Source organism: Candidatus Berkiella aquae, assembly GCF_001431295.2.
In the GTDB taxonomy this organism is placed as follows: Bacteria; Pseudomonadota; Gammaproteobacteria; order Berkiellales; family Berkiellaceae; genus Berkiella; species Berkiella aquae.
In genome coordinates, this window is sequence record NZ_LKAJ02000001.1 from 3,010,600 (window position 1) to 3,035,829 (window position 25,230).

Consider the following 25,230-nt stretch of genomic DNA (forward strand, 5'->3'; position numbering starts at 1 on the left):
CAAAGAGGGCGATCAATTTCCGACAACGATGAGCGTAGCGAATCATTCGCCCACTTTGTTTAAAAGGGGGCCGCTTATTTGAAAATCAAGTGGGGATTTTTATCTTAATCAACGATATCCATCATTGAATGATGCTACCTTTATAACAGTGACAATGTGTTTAGAAAATCCTCGCGGCAGCGAGGACATTAGCTAGCCCCCTATGAAGGCGCAAAGCGCCGCAATGGGGGGTACAAAAATTCCCCTCTCACAAGAACCGCGGGAGCGGTGACACAAATTATTAAGATAAAAATCCCCCGCTCGCAAAGCTTGCGGGGGATTTTAAGAATATTAGGACTTCATCGCCGTGCCTTCCTCAAGCAGATACCAAGTCCAAAAATATAAAATCACACAGCATGCACCAATAAAAATCAGCGAAATTTCAACCGGCACATCCGACACTCCCAACATGCCATAGCGAAATGCATTTACCATGTAGAGGATGGGATTCAAATGCGATAGCTTTTGCCAAAACGGTGATAACATGTGCATTGAATAGAATACACCACCAAGATAGGTTAAGGGTGTGAGCACAAAGGTTGGGATGATACTAATATCATCAAATTTTTTCGAGAAGATAGCATTAATCAGCCCGGCTAAAGAGAACAGCATAGCAGTTAATAACACACTAAAAAAGATAACTGCCATATTGTGGACATGCAGCTTGGTAAAAAACAAAGCAACACAAGTGACAATGAGCCCCACTAAACATCCTCGCGCAACGCCCCCAATCATAAAACCTAGCATAATCACCCAGCTAGACATTGGCGATACATACATTTCTTCAATATTGCGTTGAAACTTAGTACCAAAAAAGGAAGCGACCACATTCGCATAAGCATTATTAATCACAGCCATCATGATAAGACCGGGGGCAATATATTCGATGTAACGATAACCATCAATCACACCAATTCGAGGCCCAATTAAACCACCAAATATCACAAAATACAGTACCATTGACACCGGGGAAGGGAGTAATGTCTGTGTCCAAATGCGAAAAAAACGCATTACCTCACGGCGTGTTAATGTCGATAGTGCAATCCAATTTAAATGTGTCACGATACCTCTTTATTTTTGTGTCACTAAATTGAGGAATAATTCTTCTAAACGATTGGTTTTGTTGCGTAAGCTCGTCACTTCAATGCCAAGCTGTGAAAGCGCTGTAAAGAGATGATTAATTGAACTTTCTTTTGAAAAACTGACTTCTAAAGTCACATTATCATTTTGCACAAACTCAAAGCCACTTAACTGCGGTAAGGTGGCGATAGGTTCTTTTAAATCAAGTACTAACGTTTCACGATGCAAAGTGGCGATAAGGCGTTTGATGCTGGTATTTTCGATCAATTCACCATGATTAATAATCGCAATCTGTTTACATAAACTTTCTGCTTCTTCCAAGTAATGGGTTGTTAAAATAATGGTGATGCCTTTTTCATTCAGTTCTTTTAAAAAAGCCCATAGCGTTCTACGAAGTTCAATATCAACCCCTGCGGTTGGCTCATCTAAAATGAGAATTTTAGGATCATGAATTAAGCCTCTGGCAATCATCAAACGTCGTTTCAAACCGCCTGATAAAGTTCTAGCAGGATCATACGCTTTATCCCACAGGCCCAAGCGCTTCAGATAATATTCCGCCCTTTCTTTCGCTTTTGCGTACTCAATGCCGTAATAACCAGCTTGGTTGGTTAAAATATCGATGCATTTTTCAAATACATTGAAATTAAATTCTTGCGGCACTAATCCCAGCAGCCGCTTCGCGACGGTCGTATCTTTATCTAAGTCATGCCCAAATATTTCTATTTGTCCGGCTGTTTTAACCACTAAGGAAGAAATGATGCCAATGGTTGTTGATTTTCCTGCACCATTGGGCCCTAATAATCCAAAGAAATCGCCTTCTGCAACTTCTAGATCAATACCTTTGAGCGCCTGCGTGCCATTGTCATAGATTTTTTGCAGGTTACGGATATTCAGCGCTTTCATGATGTTTATTTCTTTACATGGTTGGAAAAGTGACTGTTATTTAATAATATACCACTCGTCCTGAAGATGCGATATTGCCATTCTAACGAATTATCTAGACGGCATACCCGCCATGCTTCGCATCTTCAAGTACAATAGGTATATACTCTAAATTAAATTGGATAAAGGACATCTCTGTAAGTATGTTTACTTTAAAAAGTGAGCCTCAAGACAAACTTTCTGTTGTAAAGCAAGGCTTTCATTTCTACTTACATACTTTCTGGGTTGCGCTCCCTTATTCTTTACTAGCCGCAGGTTTTATTTTAGTTCCTCAACTTTTTATTGATGTGACGGCCCCTTCAGCGGTCGAAAATTTTTTACATCAGACACCCTTTGTGCTGGCGACTATTGTTTCCTGGTTAATCGGATTTATCTTGCTAAGCGCTTTGATCTTTAGGCTGCATTGCATTACTGAGCAGTTACCTTTGACCTTTTTGAATTCGATTTTGCACGCGCTATTCAAACTTATCCCGCTTTTGCTGTTAGGGATTGTTTATACCTTAATGATTATCAGTGGCACTTTATTCTTAATCATCCCCGGTATTATTCTGGCGGTTTCACTGATGTTCTCTTTTATTCTTTTTATTACGGATAATCAAAATGTGCTACCCACCCTATTAACCAGTCATCGTTTAGTCTGGGGAAATTGGTGGCATGCACTGCTGATTATCAGTTTACCGCTACTCATTGATATTGCCGTTTCGCTTGGCGTACTGTTGCTTTTATTCACGCTGTTCAAACATTATCAAAGTGGCTTGCTTGAATTATATCGGTCGCTTTGCTTTGCCAATATCGTTATTCAAGCCCTCTTCATTCCCTTAATTTTTTGTACGGCTTTATCACTCTTGAATGATCTGCGTTGTCGTCAAGCAGCACCTCTTCCCCGTTGGTAAGACTTGCGTTAACCTTGGCTTTTCTTTTGTAAATAGAAGAGATCATCATGCTGTTAAGAACAACGCTATTACTCGTTTCATTGTTAGGTATTACTCCTACTTATGCACAACCTGTGAGCCATACCCCTCCTTCACAGAAACAATTGCAAGAATATTATCAATCTGGCAAATACCATAACGACATTGAACAAAAAATCAGCGAAGCAAAAGAATACTTAGATAGACAACTACAGGAACCTAAGAAAAATCGAGAAAATCGACTCGCTATTGTGCTTGATATTGACGAAACCGCACTTTCAAATTATCGCGATCTCGAACGTCTTTCTTTTACCCGTAATACTCAAGCATTAACTGGGGCATATATGTTAGGCGGGGCAGAACCCATTCTTTCAACACTCAGCCTTTATCAACATGCTATTGAACAAGGCATCGCTGTTTTCTTCATTAGTGAACGCCCTAATACACCGGAATTGATGGCAATTACGGTCAAAAATCTTAAATCAGCCGGTTTTGAACAATGGGAAGAATTGATTTTAAAACCGATTGACAAAGAATTCTCCGTACAAACTTTTAAAACCAATGCTAGACGCCACATTGCGCAACAAGGATTTGATATTGTTTTAAATATTGGAGATCAAGAGACTGATCTCAAAGGTGGTTATGCGGAAATTAAAGTAAAAATCCCAAACCCATTTTATGAAAATGCATAATAATTAATGTGTGAATGCAGACAGGGAGTGTTGCATGCGTAAGTTAGTTAATACCTTAATTACACTGGCTCTATTCAGTGCAAGCGTTGTCTTCGCTGCCGATCAAACTATCCGAATTGGTGTTGCGGGTCCTTTTACAGGACCCTATGCCTCTTTTGGTGATCAATTCTGGTTAGGCGCACAAAAAGCTGTTGCTGATATTAATAGCAAAGGCGGCATTAATGGCAACCGCATCGAATTGATTAAAGCAGATGACAAATGCACCCCCAAACAAGCAGCAGCTGTTGCCGAGCGATTGGTCGGTGATAAAGTCAGTGCTGTCGTTGGCCATTTTTGTTCTTCCTCTACTTTGGCTGCCTCTAAAATCTATGCCAAAGCAGGGGTCTTGATGATCACACCGGGTTCAACCAATCCTGAAGTGACAGAGCAAGGTTTTAAAACCGTTTTTCGCCTGTGTGGACGTGATGATCAACAAGGCGATGTTGCCGCAAAATTTATTGCCAGCGATCTTAAAGCCAAAAAAATTGTGATCATTCACGATAATAGTACCTATGGTGCAGGACTCGCCGAGACCGTCAGAGATGCCCTCCTAAAACGTAATATTAAAACCGCTTTGTATGCTGAAACGCCCCGCGGTAATAAAGACTTTCGTTCTCTGATTACTAAAATTACCGAGCTTCATCCTGATGCTATTTACTTTAGTGGCTTGCACAGTGATGCAGGGCCCTTTGTACAACAGTTTCGTGAAGCTGATAAAAAAACGCCGATAGTTGCAGGCGATGGCATCGTCACCACCGATTTTGTGACATCAGCAGGCGGACACAAAATCACAAAAGGCATTTATATGACCTTTGGTGTTGATCCACGCACGCTCTCTAGTGCAAAGCAAACCGTTAAAGCATTTCAGGCTGATCAAATCGATCCCGAAGGTTATACCCTTTATAGTTATGCCGCGATTGAAGCAATTGCTAATGCACTCACCAAAACGAAAAGCCTTGATGGTAAACAGCTAGCGGCCTGGTTACACCAAAATAAAGTGAATACAGTCTTGGGTGAAAAATCATGGGATGCAAAAGGCGATCTTAACCAAAGCAACTACATCATGTATGAATGGAACAATAATAGAAGCTACTCACCGAAATAAAATACGATACAAGGCGCATGGACCCTCCATGCGTCTTGTTATCTGTTAATCTTATATTGATAATCAGTTATTCATTCGATCTTGAACATCAAAATCTTTATATTGACGCTCATCGAGGTCTTCTCTGAGTTGTTGATGACGTGCTCTTAAATTGGCATCTTGATAGTAATAGCCGTAATCTCTATCTTCATATGAACGGGTTTGGCGATCCCAATTATTGCCCCCGACTCTATCACGATCTACACCACCTGAACCTTCAATTGCAAATGCACTTGTTGCGCTAGTTAAAGCAAAAAATAGTGCTGCGCTTAACCATTTACGTTGACTCATAATTAACCTCCAGGGTCATTTCCAATTCCGTTGCATTATCTTCCTATTGTAGTCGGCAGTGATTATCAGAACTAAACAATCTCTACCACTTGTCTATTGAGAGGATCTCTTTTTACCATCTGAATATTCAGGTTTGTTGCTTGCCCCTCTCTTAATTTCATTCGAATGACAGCTCTATAACGGCAATGGTGCATTTTTATAGAGTGATAATTTATTATCTAATTTTGAAAACCAAATAAAAAGTTGAGCTACGCGCATTTTAAAAGGAGCAGACTGACCTATCTCGAAACAATCGAATAGCCATAGGTTATGAAGGGGTAAAAAAAAGCGTGTGTCACCATCAGGCGACACACGCCAAGGTCGTTTAGCGGTGTTCACGGCCTACATCGTCAATATATTCTTCAACATAAGCATTGTTGCTATTTTTTGCTTTAGCGCTTGTTTTTCTAGCGCTAGGGTGATTTCTGTCAGAAGACATTTTCTTCTCTTCTATGCTTTCGTTATGACCACTTTGTTGTGCTTTATTAGCATGATGCTTCTTTGCACCATGTTTATGGTTGTGATGGTGTTTTTTATGGTGGTGATGACGATGATGATGTCTTGGTGGGCATTGTCTTGCGCATGGGTTTGCACATGGTCTTGGGCATGGGGTAGCACATGGACGGCAATGTGGCCCGTTACAATCTGGATTCATTTGAATTTGAGCAACCGTTTGTTCTGGCTGAACATTACTAGCTGATTTGTCATAACGAACCATATCAGCAGCACCCGCACTTTGGGCAATCATCATGCCAACGCCTACAATCACTCCTAATAAACCTTTACGCATACCTTTCTCCTTGGATAAATGTTAGCTAACAGTAAACAAAGTCGTCCCAAATAGGATTACTTTAGGTATAGTGTATAGCGCTTGTTTTGTCACAAGGAGAACATTTGATCAAGCATCCTTACTGCAAATGGCGCATTAATAATGATAAGAAACGCGTCGCCTCTCCACCCGTGACTGCCCGATGATCAAATGACAAGGATAAAGGCAATACTGAACGGATTGATGGTGCTCCTTGATAAGGTAATACCGCTTCACGCAATGAACCCACTCCCAAAATAGCAACCGTAGGCGGCACAACGATAGGATTGGCATAACGTCCAGCAAAATTACCAAAATTGGATAATACAATCGTACTACCTTGTAATTTTTGTGGCGCAATAATGCGCGAACGCACTTCCTGTTTCAGCACCTCAATCTCACTGCGAATTTGTTCTTTGTTTTTAGTCTGCGCATCTTTAATGACCGGGACAAACAAACCATCTTCTGTATCGATTGCTAAGCCAATATGAACTTCTTTAAAAATCCGACGTCCCATTGCTTTGCTGTCATACCATGCATTTAACGCAGGCTCTTCAGTACAAGCTTTTACCATTGCCATGATAACTTTCGTGGTAAAATCTTTTTCTTTAACCCAGGCGGTAATATCTACATCATCAATTACCGTCACGGGTACCACTTCAGCATGTGATGCAGACATCACATTGGCCATAAAACGACGAACACCGCGCAAAGGCTCTAGGGTTGGCGCATTCGATAATATTTGGCTTGCCCCTTTTACATCATCTGCAGTAATCGTATTGTCAGCGCCAGAAGGAGTAATAGTTGCTAAATCAACATTGAGCTTTTTAGCCAAGGCTCGCACCGCAGGCAGCACTTTGACGCCTTGCACACGGTTTGATATTGCCATGGCTTGTTCGGTCAATACTTCATGTCCGACTTTAATTTCACCGGCCACCGTTCCCGTCTCTTCCCGACCTTGTATTGAAAAATCGACTAAAGGAGAACCTGTTGGAATCACATCACCCTTTTTGCCATGAAGTTTTACGATTTTTCCCGTATAAGGTGAAGGCACTTCGACAATCGCTTTGGCAGTTTCAATGGAAACTAAGGGTGAATCTGCTTGAATGCTATCACCTTCTTTTACATGCCATTCACTAATTTCGCCATCGGGTAACCCTTCTCCCAAATCAGGCAATACAAACGTCTTCATACATACTCCAATACATTTTTTACCGCATTCATAATGCGTTGTTCACTTGGGATAAATAATTTTTCTAATCGATATAATGGCATAACGGTATCGTAGCCTGTCACTCTTTGTGGTGGCGCCATTAAACTGGTTAAACCTTTTTCTGCGAGCTGTGCAATGATTTCTGAACTCAATGAACAAGTCGGATTGGCTTCTTGAATAACAACACAACGGCCTGTTTTTTCCACCGACTGCAAAATTGTATCCATATCAAGTGGTTTCACTGTTGCGACATCAATCACTTCTGCCTCAATTCCTTGCTGCGATAATTTCTGTGCAACTTGCAATGTTTCATGCACCATCGCTCCCCAAGAAACCAACGTGATATCTTTGCCTTCGCGCAACACAAAACATACATCTAAAGGAAGTGCTTCACCATCATCAGGCACTTCTTCTTTTACCATGCGATAGATACGTTTAGGTTCCATAAAAATAACGGGATCTGGATCGCGAATAGCCGCTAATAATAAGCCATAAGCACGTGCCGGTGATGAAGGAATAACAACACGTAAACCAGGAATTTGTGAAAAAAGCGCTTCCATACTATCTGAATGATGCTCAGGAGCGCGAATACCACCTCCCGATGGTGTGCGAATCACCATCGGGCAAGTTAAACGCCCCCGGGTACGATTTCGAATGCGGCTACCATGCGATAATATTTGATCAATACTGGCACAAATAAAATCCATAAATTGAATTTCGGCAACGGGCTTCATTCCGCCGATTGCCATACCAACCGCAAGTCCTGCAATCATATTTTCGGCAAGCGGGGTATCACGAACTCTTTCTTCACCAAATTTAGCTTGCAAGCCTTGTGTTGCACGAAAAACACCGCCATTAGTCCCAATATCTTGACCAAAGATCACCACTTTATCATCGTGTGCTAATTCATAGGCTAAGGCTTGGGTAACTGCTTCAACTAAGGTAATTGCCGTCATTGATTTTCTCCCTTCATTACAGCAGCTCGTTGTGATTGATAAGCTTCAGGAAGGGTTTCATAAAGATAATCAAACATCGATTCAGGTGAAGGCATTGGGATCTGGTTAAAATGCTCAACCGCTTTCTCAACTTCTGCAGTAATCTCTTGCATTAATTGCGCTTCTTGTTGCTCATCCCAAAAATCTTTCGTTAGCATATATTGTTTTAATCTTTTAATCGGATCTTGTTTTTCATGCATTTGCAACTCTTCTTGGCTGCGATATCGACTAGCATCATCTGCCGTGGTGTGATCGCCCATACGATAACTAATCGCTTCAATCACTGTTGCTCCCTGTCCTTTTCGCGCTTTTTCTAAAGCTGTATCTAGCGCTTCTTTGACAGCAAAGACATCATTACCATCTATTTGCCACCCTTCAAGTCCTGCGGCAATCGCTTTTTGTGCCAGGGTTTGCGCTTTACATTGTTTTTCACGAGGAACCGAAATCGCCCACTGGTTATTGTTGATCACAAAAACAACCGGTAGATTCCAAACACCCGCTACATTCATTGCCTCATAGAAATCGCCGCGTGAAGTTCCGCCATCACCAATGGCTGTCACCACGACTTGTGGTTTCTTTTGCAGTTTTAATGCGGTTGCAATACCAACTGCATGCAAGGTTTGGCTTGCGATGGGCACACAAATAGGTAAATCCTGCTTATTGTTGGCAAAGTCACTACCACGCTCATCGCCACCCCAGTAAAGTAAGACTTCTTCCATTTTGACACCACGCCAAAATTGCGCTCCGTATTCTCGATAATAAGGGCAAAGAACATCTAAGGGCTGCATGGCGGCTCCCATGCCAACACTAATGGCCTCCTGGCCTAAGGTAGAAGGATAAGTACCTAATTTACCGGTGCGTTGCAATGTGATTGCTTTTTTGTCAAAGACTCGCATCAGGATCATCATGCGGTAGAGTTTTAAAACCATCTGCTTGTCTTCTGCAAATGCTGGCAATGGTTGCAGTACGTTCGCCTCAGAATCCAAATAACCAAAATGGGGGATATCAAAATGGGCGACCGTAGTTGTTTGATGACTCACTAATAGTGCTCCTTCAATATTAATAGTCGAGTAATTCTAACAGTCTCAGGAAAATTCTGATACGTTGTACTCTTCCCTCTTTGAATTTAGGGCCATGTTGGCTATCTTCAAATTGGTTTGAGTATCGTTTGCTAGATCCTTTCATAGGGTGTTAACTATGTTACTTACAGAAGAATATCTTTTGGTTCAAGAGACCGCACGCTCTCTCGCCGATAAAGTGATTAGACCCCATGTCGAAGAATGGGAAAAGCATAAAATCTTCCCCCGCCCTGCTATCGATGCGTTAGCTCAAGCAGGATTTATGGGTATGCTGGTTCCTGAACAATTTGCAGGATCACAAAGTGACCATTTGGCTTTTGTTCTCAGTATCATCGAGATTGCCAAAGCTTCTGGTTCGGTTTCTACCATTATGAGCGTTCATAATAGTCTCGCTTGCGCACCCATTTTAAAATTTGGTACCAAAGCTCAGCAAGAACAATTTTTAATGCCTTTAGCCCGCGGCGAGAAATTAGGTGCCTTTTGTTTAAGTGAACCCCAAGCAGGTTCAGATGCTGCAAATTGTCAAACGCATGCGAGCCATCATGGAGATACTTTTGTTTTAAACGGGGTCAAGCAATTTGTAACCAGTGGCCAACATGCTGATATTGCCATTATTTTTGCAAGAACGGATAAAGCTGCAAAACAAGGCGGACTAAGCGCTTTTATTGTGCCAACGAATACACCAGGGTATCAAGTCGCAAAGCTTGAAAATAAAATGGGGCAGCATGCCAGCGAAATTGCGCAAATTGTTCTGGAAGATTGCCGCATTCCTGCCGCTTATATGCTAGGTAATTTGGGCGAAGGTTATAAAATTGCCTTAGGTAATTTAGAAGGCGGGCGTCTGGGTATTGCAGCACAAGCTATCGGAATGGCAGAAGAAGCATTGCGCCTGAGCATGCAATATGCGAAAGAAAGAAAAACCTTCGATCATTTCCTGTATCAGCATCAAGCAATAGGTTTTAAATTAGCCGATATGGCAACTCAATTAGAAGCAGCCAAACAATTACTTTACCATGCTGCACTCTTAAGGGATGCTAATCGCCCTTGTTTAAAAGAAGCATCGATGGCTAAATTATTTGCCAGTGAAGTAGCCGAAAAAGTCTGCCGCGAGGCCATACAAATCTATGGTGGTTATGGTTACTTGCAAGATTTTCCGTTAGAACGACTTTATCGTGATGTCCGTGTTGCGATGATTTATGAAGGGACTAGCGAAATTCAGCGATATATTATTAGTAAAGAATTGATAAAAGATTAGGCATTTTTTCTTATCAAAGAGGATTGCTTTGGCACTTCGTGCCTCGCAATGACGAATGCAAAAGGGCATTTTTTAAACGGTGTTCATTCTTACCGCGCCATCTAAACGTATGACTTCACCATTCAGTAAGGGATTACTAATAATATGTGCCACTAATGAGGCATATTCTTGCGGAAAACCAAAGCGTTTAGGGTAAATAGTTTGGCTTAATAAACTGTTTTGCACATTCTCTGGCATATTTCTGATCATATTGGTTCCTATGATACCGGGAGCAATCGTCATCACTCGAATTGCAAACCGAGCCATCTCACGTGCAGCAGGTAAGGTTAACGAAACCACGCCTCCTTTAGAGGCACTATAAGCAGTTTGCCCAATTTGACCATCATAGGCAGCAATCGATGCGGTATTAATAATCACGCCTCGTTCTTCTTGCTCTGATACCGCTTGTTTCATCATAAGAGCAGCGCTTAAGCGCATCACATTATAAGTACCAATCAGATTCACTGAAATAACATCTTCAAAAGCTTTAAGTGGTGTTGGCCCTTCTTTTCCAACCATTCGTAAAGCAGGAGCAATGCCAGCACAATTCACCACCATAGAAAGTGAAGAGAGTTTATTAAATGCGTCTTCCAAACTTTGTGCTTGCGTAATATCACAAGTGATCGCAGTCCCATTGACTGCTTGGGCAACTCGTTCTGCCTCTTCCTTGGCTTTATCTAGGACAATTATTTTTGCACCTAGTTCAGCTAAATACCTAGCCGTTGCTTCACCGAGCCCTTGACCGCCACCAACAATGAGTGCCATTTTATCTTGGATTATCATTTGATTTTTATTACCCGTTCCTAAGACAAACTATCGTAACCAATATACAATAAATAAGTCACGCGCTTAATTTAAGAACAGGATGCCTTAAAATGATGCCCATGATCTCAGGCCTAAGTGAAACTGCTTCGTTAATTCGCGATACTGTTTATGAATTTGCCCAACGCGAAATTGCTCCTCTTGCACAACAAATCGATGAAACAAATACCTTTCCTGCTGCTCTGTGGCAAAAGATGGGCGCGTTAGGATTATTAGGGATCACCGTCAAAGAAGAATTTGGCGGTTCTCAACTTGGATACTTAGCTCATGTTATTGCAATGGAAGAAATTAGTCGAGCTTCTGCCTCCATTGGATTAAGTTATGGAGCCCATTCAAATCTTTGTGTCAACCAAATTCATCGCAATGGCACCCCAGAACAAAAATTAAAATATTTGCCGAAATTATTAAGTGGCGAGCATGTCGGCGCTTTAGCCATGAGCGAATCAGGCAGTGGTTCAGATGTGATGAGCTTATCGCTAAATGCAACCCGTCACGGTGATTTTTATCGATTAAATGGCTCTAAAATGTGGATCACCAATGGGCCTGATGCCAATATATTAATTGTTTATGCACGAACCGATAAAGACAAAGGCCCTAAAGGGATCACCGCTTTTATTATCGAAAAAGATTTTCCTGGCTATAAGACAGCGCAAAAACTCGACAAACTCGGCATGCGTGGTTCCAATACCTGCGAGCTTGTGTTTGAAGATTGCGATGTGCCAGCTGAAAATATCTTGGGAACCTTGAATGACGGCGCTAGCGTTCTCATGAGTGGATTAAATTATGAAAGACTGATTCTTGCAGCTGGCCCTGTTGGTATTATGCAAGCTTGCTTAGATGTGGTTGTTCCCTATGTTCATGAACGCAAGCAATTTGGCAAAGCCATTGGACAATATCAATTTATTCAAGGCAAAGTCGCTGATATGTATACGGCATTATCAGCAAGTCGTGCATTTTTGTATCAGCTTGCGCAGCATGTCGATAACAGCCAAATCTTAGACAATAAAGATGCTGCTGCGGTTATTCTTTTTACTTCCGAACATGCCACCCAAATAGCGCTAGAAGCCATACAATGCTTAGGCGGTAATGGTTATGTCAATGAGTATCCTACAGGACGGCTACTACGCGATGCCAAACTGTATGAAATTGGCGCAGGCACTTCTGAAATTCGTCGTATCATTATTGGTCGTGAAATTTTTAATGAAGGAAATTAGCGCACTCATGTTAAAGTCTTCTGATAAAGTCGTTATTGTTGCAACTAAACGAACACCGATTGGTCAATATTTAGGCTGTTTTTCCTCACAAAGTGCACCGCAATTAGGGGCTGCCGCTATTGCTAGTCTCTTTACGCAAGTTGATGTTGATTTACATGAAATTGATGAAGTCTTCATGGGATGTGTTTTACCGGCTGGCCTTGGTCAAGCACCCGCAAGACAAGCATTAATCGGTGCAAAGTTGCCAATGCATGTGCCAGCAACAACCATTAACAAAATGTGCGGTTCGGGAATGAAAGCACTCATGATAGCGCATGATGCTATCTTAAGCGGTAGTCAAAAAATGAATATTGCCGGCGGTATGGAAAGTATGTCCAATGCGCCTTATTTGCTCCCTAAAGCAAGACAGGGCTATCGCATGGGACATGGTAGCGTATATGACCATATGTTTTTAGATGGACTAGAAGATGCTTATGACAAAGGCAAATTGATGGGTGTTTTTGCCGAAATTTGTGCAGAAAAATATCATTTTTCAAGAGAGCAACAAGATGAATTTGCATTGGAATCATTAACGTTAGCGCAGCAAGCCATTAAAAATCATGCTTTTAACGATGAAATCGTGCCCATTAGCATTACGAATAAATCAAGCATCATTGAAATCATGGATGATGAACTCCCGGGTAAAGCGATGCCGGAAAAAATTCCTCATTTAAAGCCCGCTTTCAAAGAAAATGGCACCGTCACGGCAGCCAATTCAAGCGCCATTTCTGATGGGGCTTGTGCCCATTTACTGATGACGCAATCAGATGCAAATCATCGTGGCATTAAACCACTAGCAACCATCATCGCGCATGCACAACATGCCAATGAACCCGGTTGGTTTACAACCGCACCCATTCAAGCGATAGAAAAAGTACTTGCTAAGGCGAATTGGCATATCAATGATGTCGATCTCTTTGAAATTAATGAGGCATTTGCCGTCGTTACTCTGGCAGCTATTCAAACATTAGGTCTCTCACGCAAAAAAGTAAATATTCATGGTGGTGCTTGCGCATTGGGACATCCTATTGGCGCCTCTGGTGCAAGAATTGTGACCACCCTTATCTATGCGCTCAAGCAACAAGGACTAAAAAAAGGGGTTGCTGCGCTTTGTATTGGTGGCGGAGAAGCAACTGCAATTGCGATTGAAGTGAACGAGTAAATTATGCCTATTATCAAAAACACGCTGGATACCAAAACCGAAGATTTTACAAATAATGTTGCTAGTATTTCAATTCAAGTAGAGCACTTAAAATCTTTAACACAGAAGATAGCGCAGGGCGGTGGAGAAAAATTGCAAGCGCTACACACAAGTCGCGGAAAATTGTTACCCAGAGAACGCATTAATAAATTGTTAGATCCAGGTTCTGCATTTTTAGAACTTTCGCTATTTGCGGGTTTTGAATTATATGATGAAGAAATCCCAGCAGGCGGCATTTTATGCGGCATCGGACGTATTCATGGTCAAGAATGCATGATTATCGCCAATGATGCGACAGTAAAAGGCGGAACATACTATCCTATTACCGTTAAAAAACATTTACGTGCTCAAACCATTGCACAAGAAAATCATTTACCTTGCATTTATTTGGTAGATTCAGGTGGTGCTAATTTACCCCACCAAGATGAAGTGTTTCCTGACAAAGATGACTTTGGTCGTATTTTTTTTAATCAAGCAAGAATGTCAAGTCTTGGGATCCCACAAATTGCGGTTGTGATGGGCTCTTGTACGGCAGGTGGCGCTTATGTTCCTGCCATGGCCGATGAAAGCATTATGGTCAAAGATCAAGCAACCATTTTTTTGGCAGGCCCTCCCTTAGTTAAAGCTGCAACCGGAGAAACTGTCACTGCACAAGAATTGGGTGGTGCAGATGTTCATTGCAAAGTCTCCGGTGTTTCTGATCATTATGCGCAAAATGATGAACATGCTTTAATGATTGCAAGAGATTGTGTCAAAAACCTTGCTCGTAAAAAAATTATCTCGTTACCGGTGAAAGAATCAAAAGCCCCTCTTTACGCTCAATCAGAAATATATGGTCTCATTCCAACGTCGCTTCGCATCCCCATGCAAATGAAACAAATTATTGCGCGACTCGTCGATGGCTCCGAATTTCATGAATTTAAAGCTTTATATGGCACCACGTTAATCTGTGGATTTGCGCATCTTTACGGCTACCCCGTTGGCATTGTTGCCAACAATGGTATTTTATTTAGCGAATCTGCACAAAAAGGCACTCACTTTATTGAATTATGTGCCAAGAGAAAGATCCCCTTAATCTTTCTGCAAAATATTACCGGATTTATGGTGGGTAAGCGTTATGAAGCCGGTGGTATCGCAAAGGATGGCGCGAAAATGGTGATGGCAGTCTCCTGTGCCAATGTACCTAAACTCACAGTGATTATGGGCGGCAGCTTCGGTGCAGGTAATTATGGCATGTGTGGTCGAGCTTATGACCCCCGATTTTTGTGGATGTGGCCGAATGCTCGAATTTCTGTCATGGGAGGCGAGCAAGCGGCAAGCGTTTTAGTCCAAGTCAAAAAAGCTAAAATGGAAAAAGAAGGTGAAACTTGGACTCAAGAACAAGAACAAGCTTTTGTTGATAAAATAACGGCACAATACGACAAGCAAGGCCATCCCTATTACTCCAGTGCAAGGCTTTGGGATGATGGTGTCATTGATCCCTTACAAACACGCGATGTACTTGGATTGGCTTTATCAGCTTGTCTGAATGCACCGATTGATGAAACTGAATATGGAATTTTTAGAATATGACCGTGCAAGATACCATCCTCGTTGAAAAAAATCAGCACGGGGTTGCCACGCTTACTTTAAATCGGCCGCAAGTGCATAATGCCTTTAATGAAACCATGATCGCACAAATGACTGAGAGCCTGCATCAGCTTGCGATAGATCATAGCGTTAGAATACTGGTTTTAAAAAGTACCGGAAAACATTTTTCTGCTGGCGCTGATTTAGCCTGGATGCGAAAAATGATGCAATATGATGCAACCGCTAATTTTCAAGATGCCTTAGCACTGGGAAAATTAATGTATCATCTTCATCATTTTCCCAAACCAACCCTTGCTATCGTACAAGGTAATGCCTATGGTGGCGGTGCAGGTTTAATTGCTTGTTGTCATATCGCGATTACTGCATCGATAGCAGAGTTTTGTTTTTCTGAAGTAAAACTTGGCCTTATCCCTGCCGTGATTAGTCCCTATGTAATACAGGCTATTGGCCAACGTCATGCACGTGCTTACTTTCTCAGTGCTAACACCTTTAATGCAGCAACCGCGCTACAAATGGGGCTGTGCCATGAAGTCGTTGCTATAGAGGAACTTGAGACAAAAGCACATGAAATGATCACTCGCCTTTTACAAAATGGGCCTCATGCTTTACAGGCAGTGAATCAATTAATGAATCATTTACAAACGCCATCTATCGATGAAGATTTAGTTCATATGACGGCGAAAACAATCGCGATGCTACGCATTTCACCAGAGGGTCAAGAAGGCTTAAATGCATTTTTAGAAAAAAGAGAGCCATCATGGGTAAAAACACGCTGAAATCAATCAATCGTTTACTGATTGCGAATCGAGGTGAAATTGCCTGTCGAATTATTCGTACAGCCAAAAAATTGGGTATTCACACTATTGCCGTGTATGCACTAGAAGACCAGCATGCTTTGCACTGTTCACTAGCGGATGAAGCATTGTGCATCGGTGGTGGCGCTCTTGAAAAGAGCTATTTAAATATTGACCATATCATTCAAGCGGCTAGACAATCTGACGCTGATGCTATTCATCCAGGTTATGGTTTTCTTTCTGAAAATGCGGCCTTTGCAAAACGCTGTGCGACAGAAAATATTATTTTTATTGGCCCCACAGATTTTTCAATAGCGCAAATGGCAGTAAAAGATCAAGCCAAAAAAATCATGCGAAAAGCCAATGTGCCGGTCATACCCGGTTATGAAGGTGATGAGCAAAGCATTAGCGCATTACAACAAGCCGCCACAAAGATTGGTTATCCTATTATGTTAAAAGCTGCAAAAGGTGGCGGCGGTAAAGGCATGCGTATTGTCAAACAGCCAGATGAATTAGCGGAAGCTATTCAAAGCGCCAAACGTGAAAGTTTACATAGTTTTGGTGATGAAACGCTTTTTATTGAGAAATACGTGCCCCATGCAAGACATATTGAAGTGCAAATATTTCGCGATCAGCAAGGAAATGCGGTACATCTTTTTGAACGTGATTGTTCATTGCAACGACGCCACCAAAAAATTATTGAAGAAAGCCCTGCATTAGGTTTAACAGACGCGGTTAAACAAGCGCTTTATCAAGCAGCGCTTAATGCAGCTCATGCAATTAACTATTTAGGTGCGGGAACAGTCGAATTTCTTTATGCACCTAATGGCGAATTCTACTTTATGGAAATGAATACCCGCTTACAAGTTGAGCATCCTGTCACAGAAATGATCACAGGGCTCGATCTGGTTGAGTGGCAAATTCGTATCGCGCAGGGGCACCCTATTCCGTTAGCACAATCTGAAATTAAAGTTTATGGGCACGCTCTTGAAGCACGCATTTACGCAGAAGATCCCACGCTTGGCTTTTTGCCTGCAACCGGTCACATCAAAGCGATTTTTATTCCAAACAATACAACGGGCTATCGACTCGATAGTGGCCTACAAGTTGGTGATACGGTGGGGATCCACTTTGATCCTTTATTGGCTAAATTAATTGTTCATGCGAATTCGCGCGCTGAGGCTGTTAATGCACTCTATGACGCTTTATCGCAATATAATCTTATTGGCATCACAACCAATATTGCCTTTTTAAGAAGTGTGTTGCGAAATGATAACTTTATCCAAGGGCACATTGATACGCAGACATTAGAGCGCTCATTAGCTTCATTCTTACCTAAACCACAAAGTATTACGATTGAACAATTAGCAATTGCAAGCATCTTGGTTATTTTGATGCGACAATATCCTATCTCGTCTGAAGATCTTTTCTCTCCATGGAATGTCTCTCATGCTTGGCGTTTAAATGAAGATTTCAAAGAAACGATAGCACTGATGTTTCATCAAGAGATCTTCAACCTGACGATTACCCATTTGCCCGCAAAAAGGAATGCACTGACCATTCGCATTGTCCATCATGGTCAATCTTGCATTATTACAGGCAAATTTCAAGGAAACTTATTACATATTCAATTGCCCAATGAACAGTATGCTATCCCCTATTTTTATACAGAGGATTTGTTAGCTTTCATTGCAAAAGGCAATACTTGCTTATTTAAAATTGCCAATAATAATCATGACCATGATACACTCTCTCATGCAACACCTAACACGATTCGTGCGCCTATGCCTGGTGTTGTCACTAAAATTTGGGTTAAATCAGGCGATAAAGTGACTCATGGTGAGAAACTCATGGCTTTAGAAGCTATGAAAATGGAACATACCTTGGCTGCCGCTAAAGCTGGCGCGATTAAGGCGATTCGCTATAGCATTGGCGATCAAGTCGAGGAAGGTTGTGAACTAATCGATTTTGAGTGAAATACTTATGCAAACAAAAGTAAATATTGTTGAAGTCGGCCCTCGCGATGGCTTACAAAATGAAAAAGCTATTTTGCCTACTGCAACAAAAATTGAATTTATTCAACGATTATTAGCCTCAGGGTTACGTATTATTGAAGCTACCAGTTTTGTTTCACCTAAATGGATCCCGCAAATGACGGATCACATGGAAGTTGCGAAATTATTGCCTCAAGATCCTTTTGCACAGTTCCCGGTGTTGGTACCTAATGAAAAAGGTCTTGATAATGCGATTGCTTGTGGGGTAAAAGAAATTGCTGTTTTTGCCGCTGCCTCAGAAACATTTTCGAAAAAAAATATAAATCGCACTATTAGTGAAAGTTTAGCTGACTATGGACCATTAATCGAACGTGCCATTAAAGCGGGATTAAATGTTCGTGGTTATGTCTCTTGCACGTTAGGATGCCCTTATGAGGGAAAAGTTCCTGTTAAACAAGTAGCTTATGTTGCACAGGCACTCTCTGCGGCAGGTTGTTATCAAATTTCATTAGGCGATACGATTGGCGTTGGCACACCCAAGGCGGCTTTAGAGATGGTCAAAGCGGTTGCCATAGATATACCCATTCAAGAACTTGCCGTTCATTTTCATGATACCTATGGGCAAGCATTAGCTAATATTGTCCCCTGTTTAGAGTTTGGTATTCGTACGATTGATAGCTCTGTTGCAGGATTGGGAGGCTGCCCTTATGCCGTTGGCGCAACCGGCAATGTCGCAACCGAAGAAGTGATTTATCTGCTGCATGGCATGGGATTTGAGACAGGTGTTGATCTCGACAAACTAATCGATGCCGGTGAATTTATTTGTCAACAATTACAACAAGTGAATCGTTCAAAAGTAGCGACAGCGATTATTGCTAATAGAAAGTAAGGAGTTAAGCGTGTCAGGTTTTAATAAAGTTGTTCACTCTTACGATGAGGCACTGGCTGGCCTTCAAGACAATATGACACTCATGGTAGGTGGATTTGGCCTTTGTGGGATACCCGAAGGATTAATTTATAAAGTTTATGAAATGGGGGTTAAAGGATTAACCTGTATTTCAAATAATGCGGGTATCGATGGTTTTGGTCTGGGTTATTTACTGGAAAAGCGCCAAATTAAAACTATGATAGCCTCTTATGTTGGTGAAAATGCGCTTTTTGAACAATTACTCTTAAGTGGCGAAATGGAAGTGAAGCTAACACCACAAGGCACTCTCGCGGAAAAAATTCGTGCTGGCGGCGCAGGGATCCCAGCTTTTTATACGCCAACAGGCTATGGCACCGTGATCGCTGAAGGTAAGCGCGTCGATGAATTTCATGGCAAAAAATACATTTTAGAAGAATCACTCACCGCTGACTTTTCGTTAGTGAAAGCTTATAAAGCCGATACCATGGGTAATCTTATCTATCGCAAAACCACTCGAAACTTTAATCCCATGATGGCCACTGCTGGCAAAATCACCGTCGCCGAAGTAGAAGAAATTGTCGAGGCAGGCCAACTTGATCCTGACCACATTCATACCCCCGGTATCTATGTTAACCGTGTTATTCAAGGGTCATTTGAAAAACGAATTGAACGAAAAATGCTCAAGAAATAAGGATTGATCATGGCATTATCACGTGAGCAAATTGCAATGCGTATTGCACAAGAATTAAAAGATGGTTTTTATGTCAACTTAGGCATTGGTATTCCTACCCTTGTTGCTAATTACATCCCTAAAGGTATTCAAGTCTGCCTACAATCAGAAAATGGCTTGCTGGGTATGGGTGAGTATCCGACTGAGCAAACCCTGGATCCTGATTTAATCAATGCCGGCAAAGAAACCGTTACCGCCAGTATCGGTGCGAGTTTCTTTTCATCCAGCGATAGTTTCGCCATGATCCGCGGCGGTCATATTGATTTAACGGTGTTGGGTGCATTTGAAGTTGATCAAACCGGTAGCATTGCTTCTTGGATGATCCCTGGCAAACTCGTTAAAGGGATGGGCGGTGCGATGGATTTAGTAGCAAGCGCACAAAATATTATTGTCGCGATGGCCCATGCCAATAAAGAAGGCGAATCTAAAATTCTACCCAAATGTACCCTACCGTTAACCGGTGTGAATTGTGTTAAGAAAATTGTGACCGATCTTGCGGTGCTTGAGGTAAAAGACGGCGCATTTCATTTATTAGAACGCGCACCCGGGGTCAGCATCGATGAGATCAAAAGCAAAACCGCGGGTAAACTGATTGTTCCTGACGATGTGCCTGAGATTCGCTTTTCACCCGCCGCCGCTTGAAGTAAGTAACCCGCCGTTGCATCGCTAGAAGCTATGGCGGACAAGCACCGGCGTCGCTTCAAGAGCTATGGCGGGCAGGCCCCTACGAGTTAAAGAGAGAAAAAAATAGATGTTTGCAGTGATCTATCAAGGCTATTTGAGGCCCAATCAAGAAGAAAACTACCAACGCGCCTGGCAAATTGTTGCCAGCTATTTTAAAGAACATCGCGGTGCATTAGGCTCATGCCTACATAAAACAAAAAATGATTTGTGGGTGGCTTATTCTCGTTGGCCTGATAAAGCCACCCGTGATGCATCCTGGCCAGGAGAAGATGCACCTGCCAGTGAATTGCCTGAAAATGTCAAACAGGCGATTAAAACCATTCAAAGCTGTCTTGATCCAAAACGTAAAATTGCTGAAATTGCCATGGATGTAGTGAATGATTTGTTGTGACAACCTTACTAGATATCTAAGTTAATAATGATTTTTCCAATACTGGTTTTACCTTCCAGCAAAGCATGTGCTTGATATAAGTTATGTGCCGTTAGACCTTGCATTTGCTGATTTTGCGTTGAGATGAGTTTGCCGGACTCTGCTAAAGCGGCAATCTTTTGTAAAATTTTACCTTGTGTCTCTTTTTGATAATCAAACATCGATTTGGTAAACATAAATTCCCAATGCACAGAAATCGATTTTTGTTTAAAAGGAACGATATCTAAAACATCGGGATCATCGATTAAGCAAAAGTGTCCAAAGGGGCGAAGAATTTGCGGTATTTGTTCAAGATACAGCTTTGAGTGCGTTGTGCCAAAAATAACATCAACTTCTTTTATATCTTGTTTATTCAATTCCTCCTTGAGATTATGCTGATGATTGATAACAAGATCTGCGCCTAATTTTTGGCACCATTGACGCGTTTCTTCTCTGGATGCGGTTGCAATAATCTTGACCTTGGTTGTTGCTTTGAGGATCTGAATCGCAATGGAGCCAACCCCACCCCCTCCACCAATAATTAAGATTTTGGTTTGTTCGGTGAAAGGCATTAAATTACTTTCAATCAAGGCTTCCCAAGCAGTGAGAGACGTTAACGGTAAAGCTGCGGCTTGTGCAAAACTGAAATTGTTTGGTTTTTTAGCAACAAGACGATAATCAATCACTTGGAATTCAGCATTAGCTCCATTTTTTAATAAATCGCCTGCATAAAAAATATCATCACCGACTTGAAACCCTTGCACTTGGCTACCTATTTTTTCAATAGTCCCCGCCGCATCCCATCCCAAAATAACGGGTTGATTATTTTGTGCATTTCGACTTAAACGAATTTTATAATCAACCGGATTAACCGAAATGGCTTTGATCTTAACAAGCACTTCATTTTCGTTGGGCTCCGGAATGGGCAGCTCAAGTTCTTGGATGTTAAAATTTTTTAAATCGTGTGCTTGATAATACCCTAATGCTTTCACGCTCTTCTCCAATCCTTGAATGTTATCTCACTTTGACATCTATCAAACTATTCATTCGGTTCTCTATAGAATAGAATTCAATTTATATCAGATATAACGTACAAATCGGATAATTTTCAATGAAAAAAAGCAAATACATTACTTAAAAACCGAGTGTGTTGCCCCTCAAAGCCATTCAAGCAAGTCTGGATCCAGAACGAAAAATTCCAGCAATTGCTATGCAAGTGGTGAATGACTTAATTTAATGCGGTTTGTGCTTTTTTTGTTGAATAGGCTGAACCAATGGCGTTGCAAAATGAACTTTAGATTGCTGCTGTTTATACTGAGGCGTTAATGCTTTACCTTTTTTCTCAGTCGCACTTTGGTCTGGTTTTCTTTGCATCAATTGGGATAAACGGCGAAATGCATTGACACCATGATTTAATACATCAAAACCATTTACAAGTCTTGGAATACTGGTTGGTTGAATGGAAATAGAAAATGACATTGGCCAAAGAGAAGGTTTGCTACTAAAAAGAGCGGTTTTTATGTCAGCAACAAATGTCGAGCCATAAGCACAGGCAAAGCCCGCTTGTGCCCCTCTAAGCAAATTTAAAGGTAGCATGATCTCACTTAATTGATTAGGGAATATAAATTCATAAGCATGCAAGCCAGCATCTATGGCAGATACTGAGAAAGAAGCGGCTGGATTCGTCAGCAGATCATGAATCACCACACCAGCAACAATGCCATTCCATCCTCGATATGCCAACTCTGCTTTATGCGTCTTAATATATTCTATGATATTTGTCATATTTTGATATCTCCTGATAAATTGACTAACAAAGATTAGGTTAATTGAGATGGCAATAAAATTGCGTGGAGTATAGTGCATATACTCTTTTTTGCCTATACTTGAAGCGACGAGCAAACCATGGCATGGTTAGCGACCTACGAACATTTAAGACAAAACGCCTTATGAAAAAAAGTAAATACATTTCCAGAAAGCCCGATGAAAAAGGCTTTGTCGCTTATAGCGCTGAAGAAACCAGCGTTTGGCATGATTTATTTGTACGCCAAATGAAATTATTAGAACATCGTGCGTGCTCAGAATATCTCGATGGCATTAAAGCATTAGGTTTAACAGCGGATAAAATCCCACAAATCCCTGAAATCAATGAACGTTTACGAGCACTTTCAGGCTGGGAAGTCGCACCCGTACCAGCCCTTATTGATTTCCAAGCCTTTTTTGAATTAATGGCCAATAAGAAATTTCCTGCCGCAACGTTTATTCGAACGCGTGAAGAATTAGATTATTTACAAGAGCCTGATATTTTCCATGAGATTTTTGGTCATTGCCCTTTAATCACCTTGCCGGTTTATGCTGATTTTATGCATGAATATGGCAAGCTCGGCTTACAAGCTAATCATGCTGATAGAGTCATGTTAGCGAGGCTTTACTGGTTTACAGTTGAATTTGGTCTGATTCAATCTTCTCAAGGTCTTAAAATTTATGGTGGCGGTATTCTATCGTCTTTTGGTGAGTCGCAATATTGTTTAGACAGTGATAAACCTTTGCGTCATCCCCTTGAAGTGATTGAAGCTTTTCGCACCCCTTATCGTATCGATATTTTTCAACCACTGTATTTTGTGATTAACGATTTTTCTGAACTTTTTGGGTTATCAAAGCTCAATCTGCTCGATTTGATTACCCAAGCTCGAACTTTAGGAATGCACGCGCCATTATTTCCACCTAAACCCAAAGATCAGGAATCTCGCTTTTTATAATTTTTAGGAAGCCATAATTTGTTTGCCGACTTTCCAATATGTATTGGTAGCATTCAAACTAACAAATATAAGTGTTAGAGTGTCAACTTTCACTATATTTATTAAGGTAATTTCTTATGGCTTCTTATCATATTCCTGGCACCCGTATTGCTATCACGCCTTTTTATGATGCCGCTCAACCTTTATTTTGCTTAACCAATTTTTCGCGACATCCTGTGACTATTGATGGCATCACTTACCCAACAACCGAACATTACTTTCAAGCACAAAAATTTCTAACAAACCAAGGCGATAATCGCCAAGCATTCTTAAATAGTGTTAGAACGCGTGGTAATGGTCCGATGGATGCTTTAGCGATTGCCAGAGAATGGACTCAGCGTTGGACAAAGCAGCAATGGCAACAATGGGATGCTAGAAAGGAAGCGGTAATGGAAATGGCTTTGCGCGCCAAACTTGTCCAGCATCCATCCATTCGTAATGAACTTTTAAACACCGGAAATAGTTGTTTGGTTGAAGACACCGCACAGCGTAATGAAGCCGTCTGGGGTTGGGGCAATGATGGTAATGGCACCAATAAGCTCGGTAAACTGTGGATGAAAATACGTAATGAAATTTTCACCCAGACAGGGCGCAATGATTTAACGGTTAACCCTGATAACTTATATGCCGATGTACAACGTGCACGACGTGCATTAGGCCAACAAAATCAGTTAGTTCAACACTGGCCTAATGCTAAATTGATTAAAGCAACGAAAGCAACCCCTGCTAATCCGCCCGTCACTGACACGATTTTTCGTTTAGCAGCGGATATCAAACAACAACTGAAAAGAGGTCAAAGTATCAGTGCTACTTCAAATCGTGGCGTAAAAATTCGCTACGGGATCAGCGGACAATTTGGTAGTTTTTATATTCAAGGAACTGATCGTCACGGTGCCCCTATCGATGTGTATGTTAAAAATAATGCCATTTATGAAAACAATCGCAAAGTCACAGAAAGTCGTTGGGCAGATTGGGCCTTACCCATTATTCGTCAAAAAATGGGACAATCTCCTATTGATGCACCCAAACAACCCAAACCGGCTCAACTGCCAATAAAAACAAAGGTATCAACACCAAAGCCATCATCCATTAAATCAGCGAGTAAGCCTATCGCATCTTTTAACCTATCTGGCTATGCCTTGTTATTGGGGATCGCATTGTGCGGTTTGGCACTCTTCGTCAAAATGGCTTTACCCATTGCTTTAGGTATTGGCATTGTAGGTACACTTGGCGGTGCCTTTTTATTTAATGCCAATCCTAATACCACCTACTCGTCATCTTCTTCGAAGTTGCCAATATCGACTGCGAATATAAAACCGGATTTGGCGCTTCATAAAACCGTTTTACATCAAGCGAAAGCTTCTAATCTCAAACAAGCTACCGCAACCCAGGATATCGACTATAAGCCTGTTAATCGATATCGTTAATTTAGATTACATCATGGATTTACCTCTCCTTCGCGAGGGGTAAATCGGTGCTCTA

Annotated in this window: 25 protein-coding genes; 15 read left to right on the forward strand and 10 right to left on the reverse strand. The window is 41.5% G+C overall.

Features of this window, described 5'->3' with window-relative positions:
• Positions 1 to 330: 330 nt before the first annotated feature.
• Both HT99x_RS13155 and HT99x_RS13160 read right to left on the reverse strand, forming a co-directional pair.
• On the reverse strand, positions 331 to 1,101 hold the full coding sequence (locus HT99x_RS13155; protein WP_075065468.1) for an ABC transporter permease: 771 nt from the start codon (positions 1,099 to 1,101) through the stop codon (positions 331 to 333).
• Positions 1,102 to 1,110: 9 nt separating this feature from the next.
• The gene (locus HT99x_RS13160) at positions 1,111 to 2,025 is read right to left on the reverse strand and encodes an ABC transporter ATP-binding protein (protein ID WP_102134626.1); all 915 of its coding nucleotides are present in this window, start codon (positions 2,023 to 2,025) and stop codon (positions 1,111 to 1,113) included.
• 179 nt (positions 2,026 to 2,204) lie between these two features.
• Here HT99x_RS13160 and HT99x_RS13165 point away from each other — a divergent pair, with 179 nt between their 5' ends.
• From HT99x_RS13165 to HT99x_RS13175, 3 genes are read left to right on the forward strand one after another with little or no spacing between them, the layout of a single operon-like run.
• Positions 2,205 to 2,954 (forward strand): YciC family protein, encoded by a 750-nt coding sequence (locus tag HT99x_RS13165; RefSeq protein WP_075065466.1) that lies wholly within the window; start codon positions 2,205 to 2,207, stop codon positions 2,952 to 2,954.
• A gap of 47 nt (positions 2,955 to 3,001) precedes the next feature.
• Entirely contained in the window at positions 3,002 to 3,664 is a 663-nt protein-coding gene (locus HT99x_RS13170; RefSeq protein WP_075065465.1) for an HAD family acid phosphatase, read from the forward strand.
• A gap of 34 nt (positions 3,665 to 3,698) precedes the next feature.
• Positions 3,699 to 4,808 (forward strand): ABC transporter substrate-binding protein, encoded by a 1,110-nt coding sequence (locus tag HT99x_RS13175; RefSeq protein WP_075065464.1) that lies wholly within the window; start codon positions 3,699 to 3,701, stop codon positions 4,806 to 4,808.
• A 63-nt stretch (positions 4,809 to 4,871) separates the two neighbouring features.
• On the opposite strand, the gene HT99x_RS13180 is transcribed toward HT99x_RS13175, so the two are convergent.
• The 5 genes from HT99x_RS13180 to pdhA form a co-directional block, all read right to left on the reverse strand.
• The gene (locus HT99x_RS13180; protein ID WP_075065463.1) at positions 4,872 to 5,138 is read right to left on the reverse strand and encodes a hypothetical protein; all 267 of its coding nucleotides are present in this window, start codon (positions 5,136 to 5,138) and stop codon (positions 4,872 to 4,874) included.
• A gap of 364 nt (positions 5,139 to 5,502) precedes the next feature.
• On the reverse strand, positions 5,503 to 5,967 hold the full coding sequence (locus HT99x_RS13185; RefSeq protein WP_075065462.1) for a hypothetical protein: 465 nt from the start codon (positions 5,965 to 5,967) through the stop codon (positions 5,503 to 5,505).
• A gap of 118 nt (positions 5,968 to 6,085) precedes the next feature.
• A complete protein-coding gene (locus HT99x_RS13190) occupies positions 6,086 to 7,177 on the reverse strand; it encodes a 2-oxo acid dehydrogenase subunit E2 (protein ID WP_075065461.1) in 1,092 nt (363 codons plus the stop codon).
• Positions 7,174 to 8,154 carry a transketolase C-terminal domain-containing protein gene (locus HT99x_RS13195; RefSeq protein WP_075065460.1) on the reverse strand — a complete coding sequence of 327 codons (981 nt, stop codon included), beginning with the start codon at positions 8,152 to 8,154 and terminating at the stop codon, positions 7,174 to 7,176. The genes HT99x_RS13190 and HT99x_RS13195 overlap by 4 nt, the downstream gene beginning before the upstream one ends.
• Positions 8,151 to 9,233, reverse strand: coding sequence for a pyruvate dehydrogenase (acetyl-transferring) E1 component subunit alpha (gene pdhA, locus HT99x_RS13200; RefSeq protein WP_075065459.1), 1,083 nt, complete (start codon positions 9,231 to 9,233; stop codon positions 8,151 to 8,153). Before pdhA ends, HT99x_RS13195 begins: the two co-directional genes overlap by 4 nt.
• Positions 9,234 to 9,390: 157 nt before the next feature.
• On the opposite strand from pdhA, the gene HT99x_RS13205 reads away from it, so the two are divergent.
• Complete coding sequence (locus tag HT99x_RS13205; RefSeq protein ID WP_075065458.1) at positions 9,391 to 10,527, forward strand: acyl-CoA dehydrogenase family protein; 1,137 nt, start codon at positions 9,391 to 9,393, stop codon at positions 10,525 to 10,527.
• A 72-nt stretch (positions 10,528 to 10,599) separates the two neighbouring features.
• On the opposite strand, the gene HT99x_RS13210 is transcribed toward HT99x_RS13205, so the two are convergent.
• Complete coding sequence (locus tag HT99x_RS13210) at positions 10,600 to 11,349, reverse strand: SDR family NAD(P)-dependent oxidoreductase (RefSeq protein WP_075065457.1); 750 nt, start codon at positions 11,347 to 11,349, stop codon at positions 10,600 to 10,602.
• A 92-nt stretch (positions 11,350 to 11,441) separates the two neighbouring features.
• Here HT99x_RS13210 and HT99x_RS13215 point away from each other — a divergent pair, with 92 nt between their 5' ends.
• The 9 genes from HT99x_RS13215 (at position 11,442) to HT99x_RS13255 (ending at position 20,932) form a co-directional block, all read left to right on the forward strand.
• The gene (locus tag HT99x_RS13215) at positions 11,442 to 12,602 is read left to right on the forward strand and encodes an isovaleryl-CoA dehydrogenase (RefSeq protein WP_445971437.1); all 1,161 of its coding nucleotides are present in this window, start codon (positions 11,442 to 11,444) and stop codon (positions 12,600 to 12,602) included.
• A gap of 7 nt (positions 12,603 to 12,609) precedes the next feature.
• The gene (locus HT99x_RS13220) at positions 12,610 to 13,803 is read left to right on the forward strand and encodes an acetyl-CoA C-acyltransferase (protein ID WP_075065456.1); all 1,194 of its coding nucleotides are present in this window, start codon (positions 12,610 to 12,612) and stop codon (positions 13,801 to 13,803) included.
• Between the two features lie 3 nt (positions 13,804 to 13,806).
• The gene (locus HT99x_RS13225) at positions 13,807 to 15,414 is read left to right on the forward strand and encodes a carboxyl transferase domain-containing protein (protein ID WP_075065455.1); all 1,608 of its coding nucleotides are present in this window, start codon (positions 13,807 to 13,809) and stop codon (positions 15,412 to 15,414) included.
• Complete coding sequence (locus HT99x_RS13230; RefSeq protein ID WP_075065454.1) at positions 15,411 to 16,208, forward strand: enoyl-CoA hydratase-related protein; 798 nt, start codon at positions 15,411 to 15,413, stop codon at positions 16,206 to 16,208. Before HT99x_RS13225 ends, HT99x_RS13230 begins: the two co-directional genes overlap by 4 nt.
• Complete coding sequence (locus HT99x_RS13235; RefSeq protein ID WP_075065453.1) at positions 16,190 to 18,202, forward strand: acetyl/propionyl/methylcrotonyl-CoA carboxylase subunit alpha; 2,013 nt, start codon at positions 16,190 to 16,192, stop codon at positions 18,200 to 18,202. Before HT99x_RS13230 ends, HT99x_RS13235 begins: the two co-directional genes overlap by 19 nt.
• Before the next feature lie 7 nt (positions 18,203 to 18,209).
• Positions 18,210 to 19,109, forward strand: a complete 900-nt coding sequence (locus HT99x_RS13240; protein WP_075065452.1) for a hydroxymethylglutaryl-CoA lyase — start codon at positions 18,210 to 18,212, stop codon at positions 19,107 to 19,109.
• Between the two features lie 10 nt (positions 19,110 to 19,119).
• On the forward strand, positions 19,120 to 19,818 hold the full coding sequence (locus HT99x_RS13245) for a 3-oxoacid CoA-transferase subunit A (protein ID WP_075065451.1): 699 nt from the start codon (positions 19,120 to 19,122) through the stop codon (positions 19,816 to 19,818).
• Positions 19,819 to 19,827: 9 nt separating this feature from the next.
• On the forward strand, positions 19,828 to 20,499 hold the full coding sequence (locus tag HT99x_RS13250; RefSeq protein WP_075065450.1) for a 3-oxoacid CoA-transferase subunit B: 672 nt from the start codon (positions 19,828 to 19,830) through the stop codon (positions 20,497 to 20,499).
• A 109-nt stretch (positions 20,500 to 20,608) separates the two neighbouring features.
• A complete protein-coding gene (locus HT99x_RS13255) occupies positions 20,609 to 20,932 on the forward strand; it encodes an ABM domain-containing protein (RefSeq protein WP_075065449.1) in 324 nt (107 codons plus the stop codon).
• Positions 20,933 to 20,940: 8 nt separating this feature from the next.
• Here HT99x_RS13255 and HT99x_RS13260 read toward each other — a convergent pair whose 3' ends face one another.
• Positions 20,941 to 21,942: a zinc-binding alcohol dehydrogenase family protein gene (locus tag HT99x_RS13260; protein ID WP_075065448.1), complete on the reverse strand. Its 1,002-nt coding sequence runs from the start codon at positions 21,940 to 21,942 to the stop codon at positions 20,941 to 20,943.
• Between the two features lie 241 nt (positions 21,943 to 22,183).
• Positions 22,184 to 22,735: a hypothetical protein gene (locus HT99x_RS13265; RefSeq protein WP_075065447.1), complete on the reverse strand. Its 552-nt coding sequence runs from the start codon at positions 22,733 to 22,735 to the stop codon at positions 22,184 to 22,186.
• Positions 22,736 to 22,860: 125 nt separating this feature from the next.
• Between HT99x_RS13265 and phhA the strand changes: the two genes are divergently transcribed.
• A complete protein-coding gene (gene phhA / locus HT99x_RS13270) occupies positions 22,861 to 23,709 on the forward strand; it encodes a phenylalanine 4-monooxygenase (RefSeq protein ID WP_075065446.1) in 849 nt (282 codons plus the stop codon).
• Between the two features lie 116 nt (positions 23,710 to 23,825).
• Positions 23,826 to 25,175, forward strand: coding sequence for a riboflavin biosynthesis intermediates N-glycosidase (gene ybiA, locus HT99x_RS13275; RefSeq protein ID WP_075065445.1), 1,350 nt, complete (start codon positions 23,826 to 23,828; stop codon positions 25,173 to 25,175).
• Positions 25,176 to 25,230 lie beyond the last annotated feature (55 nt).